This is a genomic window from Photobacterium sp. OFAV2-7 (assembly GCF_022347985.1).
Lineage (GTDB): Bacteria > Pseudomonadota > Gammaproteobacteria > Enterobacterales > Vibrionaceae > Photobacterium.
Genome location: NZ_JAKRFQ010000441.1, coordinates 1 through 4,140, shown reverse-complemented (window position 1 = coordinate 4,140; position 4,140 = coordinate 1). Strand labels below are relative to the sequence as shown.

The 4,140-nt window shown below is 49.9% G+C and carries 4 protein-coding genes; 1 reads left to right on the top strand and 3 read right to left on the bottom strand.

Annotation, left to right across the window (positions count from 1 at the left end; all coding sequences use genetic code 11):
• Nucleotides 1-816 (bottom strand): methyltransferase (locus MHN01_RS18555; protein ID WP_239412707.1); only part of this gene is annotated, 816 nt, incomplete at its 3' end.
• 131 nt (nt 817-947) lie between these two features.
• Entirely contained in the window at nt 948-1,922 is a 975-nt protein-coding gene (gene cysB, locus MHN01_RS18550) for an HTH-type transcriptional regulator CysB (RefSeq protein WP_239412706.1), read from the bottom strand.
• A 322-nt stretch (nt 1,923-2,244) separates the two neighbouring features.
• On the opposite strand from cysB, the gene MHN01_RS18545 reads away from it, so the two are divergent.
• The gene (locus MHN01_RS18545) at nt 2,245-3,006 is read left to right on the top strand and encodes a DNA repair protein (protein ID WP_239412705.1); all 762 of its coding nucleotides are present in this window, start codon (nt 2,245-2,247) and stop codon (nt 3,004-3,006) included.
• Between the two features lie 104 nt (nt 3,007-3,110).
• Here MHN01_RS18545 and MHN01_RS18540 read toward each other — a convergent pair.
• A partial coding sequence (locus MHN01_RS18540) for a glycine betaine/L-proline ABC transporter ATP-binding protein (RefSeq protein ID WP_239412704.1) occupies nt 3,111-4,140 on the bottom strand: 1,030 nt, incomplete at its 5' end.

Here is a 4,140-nt window from a genome sequence, read left to right as displayed (position 1 = left end):
CACTTCGACAAATCGCTGTTTGCGCACACGCTGGCCTGCCGTCACCGTCTCCTGCAACGGCAACCTCAAGTCATGCTTACCTAATGTCAATCTGCTTTGCCGGCCGATCCGCGACAGTGGCTGATAATGCTTCGCTCGGATCAAATGATAGCAACACGGTGAAATACTTACGGCCCGGCCTTGCTTGGCAGCCACACGCTGCAATAGCGATACATGCAAATCCCCACAAGCGTGCAGGGCAACCGCATGTTGCTGTGAGCAGATATGCTGCTCGCTGGCCGGATCGAAGGCATCACCCCGGATAAAATCAATCGGTAACTTAAGCTTGCGGGCAGTCGCTTCCCCCTCTTCACACAACGCCTGTTGCCATTCCAGACTAGTAACCGCTGTGCCGTGGCTCGCGGCCAGTACCCGGCCGAGATGCCCCTTACCTGCACACCACTCAAGCCATGGCAGTTCTAACGCCGGGATAACTTGGTTAAATGCAGTGATCTGTTGCCACTTTCGTCCGGGGATCCCAACATCCAGCCCTTTAGGCAAAGACTTTTGCTGGCTGGGGTAAGATTCTGCCATCGCGAGCTGATACAGCTCCGCGGCATCAGGGATCCACTCGGCTAATGCCTGTGACAATGCGTCGCCGTCTTCGATATAGCGTGCAATCGCCTCGTCATCCAGCGACAGCAGCCACTGGCAAAGCCCGGGATGGCTTTGCACCCAGACCAGTTGATTTGAGGCAAATGGCATAAACTGCCAAAACTCGCGATTTGAGGTTAACAGTGCATCAAGGCGGCTATACAGTGGGGAATACCCTGTCATGAAACGACTACTCTCAGGCAAAAATGGGGATCAGCCCGGCATTTTATAATAGAGCCGCTATTTTTACTCATTCTTTTGACCAAAAAGAAAGGGCCGCACAAGTGCAGCCCTTATAACGCTTTGTCATGTTACTACTTAACCGGCAAATCCATGCTCGAGAACATTGCCTCGATTTCTGCGTTGGTTTTCAGCGTCACCGCCTGGTCAACCACATTTCGCGTCAGGTGCGGGGCGAATCGTTCCATAAAGTCATACATGTAAGTGCGAAGGAAGGTTCCCTTCTTAAACCCAATCTTGGTCGTGCTGGCTTCGAAGATGTGACTGGCATCTATCGCCACCAGATCGTCGTCAGTTGCCGGGTCCATTGCCATGCTGGCAATCACGCCAACCCCGATCCCCAGTCGTACATAGGTCTTTATCACGTCGGCATCTGTCGCGGTAAACACAATTCTCGGTGTCAGCCCCGAGCGGTTAAACGCGCTGTCCAGCTCTGATCGACCGGTAAAGCCGAAGACATAAGTGACCAAGGAGTAGGCAGCCAGGTCATGAATAGTAATTTCGGACTTCTTGGCCAATGGATGATCAGCCTTAACGACAATGGAGCGATTCCAGTGGTAACAAGGCAGCATGATCATATCTTGATATAAGTGCAGCGCCTCGGTGGCTATAGCGAAGTCTGTGGTGCCCTTCGCAACGGCATCAGCAATTTGGGATGGCGTACCCTGGTGCATATGTAACGAGACTTTAGGGTACCTTGCTGTAAAGCCCTGAATCACGGAAGGTAGTGCATAGCGGGCCTGAGTATGCGTTGTGGCAATATTCAGGGTTCCGATTTCCGGGTGAGTGTGCTCGCCCGCGACTGACTTGATACTCTCTACGCGTGATAAAATGTCACGGGAAATTCGGACAATGTCCTGACCGGCCGGTGTTACCTTGGTCAGATGCTTACCACTACGTTCGAAAATTTGGATCCCCAGCTCATCCTCCAGCAAACGAACCTGCTTACTGATGCCGGGCTGAGATGTGTATAGGCTCTCTGCTGTAGAAGAGACATTAAGGTTATGATTAACAACCTCAACAATATATCTTAACTGTTGTAATTTCATGGTACCGCCCAACTTATAGTCCGTTACATCATATCAGTGCAACCATGTATTTCATCATGTTATATATCGAATCTCTTCATTTTCATAGCATTTCTTTACGATTTTACAGCATGCGAGCGCGGTTTTTGCTCAATAAAAACCAATCGCACATATAGAATAGCAACGACGCTCCGGATAAGTCTGATACGCGATGGATAAAACCACTTATCTATCCGAGCATTAGCGGACAAGTGTAGCAAAATTGACTGTCATGCTATGCCGTAATTGCCAGATAGTGTATCTTATAGGGCTCGACCAAACGCACGGAAGACAGACGTATCTTATGAGTATACCTTTAATGATTGGCCTCATTTCTATGTTGCTGATACTGATTGTTGGATACAACATCATTATCCAGTATCGCCAACGTCTAGAAAGCGCGAAGCACCAAGAGCTGGCCAAATTCATTGCTATCATTGATGCTACTGAAGATCTTATCGGTAATGCTCACCATTTGCCGTACAGCAAAGAACTTCTGGTGTGCCTGAACCAACGAATTTTGCACGCGCTGGAGAGCATGAGCGAAGCTGATCCTTCGGACAGAAACCTGCCTGCGCGAATCAAAAATGTTGCCGAGCAAATCAATCAGCTCCAGCAGAACTACTCCAATTCCGATGTGGCAGCCTTTAAAGTACCGAGCACGGATAAACAGGCAATTGGAATGCTGCAGCTCGTAAAACGCCTGAAAACCGTGATTAAAAGCGAGCATAGCAAAGGTCGATTTGCTACTCAGGCATTTGTGGCCGAGAATGCCCGTCTTGAAGGCATCCAGCTTCGGATCAACATTGAAAACGTGATTAAACGTGCCAACGATGCCCGCATGAAACGCCAGCTTGGTACGGCCAAGCAGCTGCTGAAAAAAGGCATTGATGTGCTGGCAAGCAAGAACGACAACTATGCCAACCAGACACGTGAAAAACTGCAAAAAATGCTGGGTGAAATAGACAGCAGCCAAAACCAGAACCACGAGCAGGAACGCCAGCAAATCATCGAGAAAGAGCAGGATGATTTGGATGTATTGTTCCAGCCGAAGCGTAAGTGGTAAGGCGGCTACTACGATAAAGCCCCAATACAGAGAACACCAATAAACAAGGCCGCGCAATGCGGCCTTGTTTTATTTACATCATCTATACCTAAACCAAGCCACTATCAGGCAGCCAGCGACTTATTCGCCTTCAGCTTTTTTGCCTTTTCATCGTCCTCTTCACTTCCCGCCTGATCACTAAGTACTTCTGCAAGCGTCGAACGGGACAGTCGACCTTCAACATCGCCCTCAGCATTAATAACAGGTAGCGGATGCTCACTGTCGAGCGTCTCAGGGATCACCGCTTCAAGCAAAGCATCGGTATGGACTGCCGGTACACTGTCAAGCAAGGACGGGTCGATAGCCTTGTCATACTCAGACTGCTCGACACCCTCGAGTGTTTCCTGGGTAATCACGCCCTGATAGCCATCTTCGTTAATATAATAGCCGTAGTCATCCTTGGACTTGCGCATCTCGGTAAGTGCCTCACCGATAGTCTCGGCTGAAATACGGCAAACCTGTGGCTTCATCACCGTCTCGACGGTGAGTGCTCGTGCCCGGTTTACGTCCTTCACGAAGGCTTCAACATAATCGTCGGCAGGGTGGAGCAAGATATCAACCGGCTCTCCCTGCTGCACCAACACGCCATCGCGCAAAATGGCAATACGATCACCAAGACGCAGCGCCTCATCCAGATCATGAGTGATAAACACAATTGTCTTGTGCAGTTTTTCCTGCAACTCAATAAGCTGATCTTGCATCTCGCTTCGGATCAGGGGATCCAGTGCCGAGAAAGCCTCATCCATCAGCAGAATATCGGCATCGGTGCACAAGGCTCTAGCGAGTCCAACACGCTGCTGCTGCCCACCAGACAGATTAGCGGGAAAATGCTTGTCATAACCGTCAAGCCCTACTGTTTCTAGCCAGTATCTCGCCTGCTTTTCACGCTCCTGCTTCGCAACCCCCTGAATCTGCAACCCATAACCAATATTATCCAAGACACTACGATGCGGCATTAGCCCAAAGCGCTGGAATACCATCGACATCTTATGGCGACGAAATTGCTGTAAGGCCTTATCGTCAAAGGACATCACATCGCTGCCATCGACTTCTATCACACCCGCAGTAGGATCTATCAAGCGATTGAAATGGCGG

Coding starts and splice junctions, on each gene's coding strand:
- cysB (WP_239412706.1), bottom strand. CDS start 1,922: ATGAAATTACAACAGTTAAGATATATTGTTGAGGTTGTTAATCATAAC.
- MHN01_RS18545 (WP_239412705.1), top strand. CDS start 2,245: ATGAGTATACCTTTAATGATTGGCCTCATTTCTATGTTGCTGATACTG.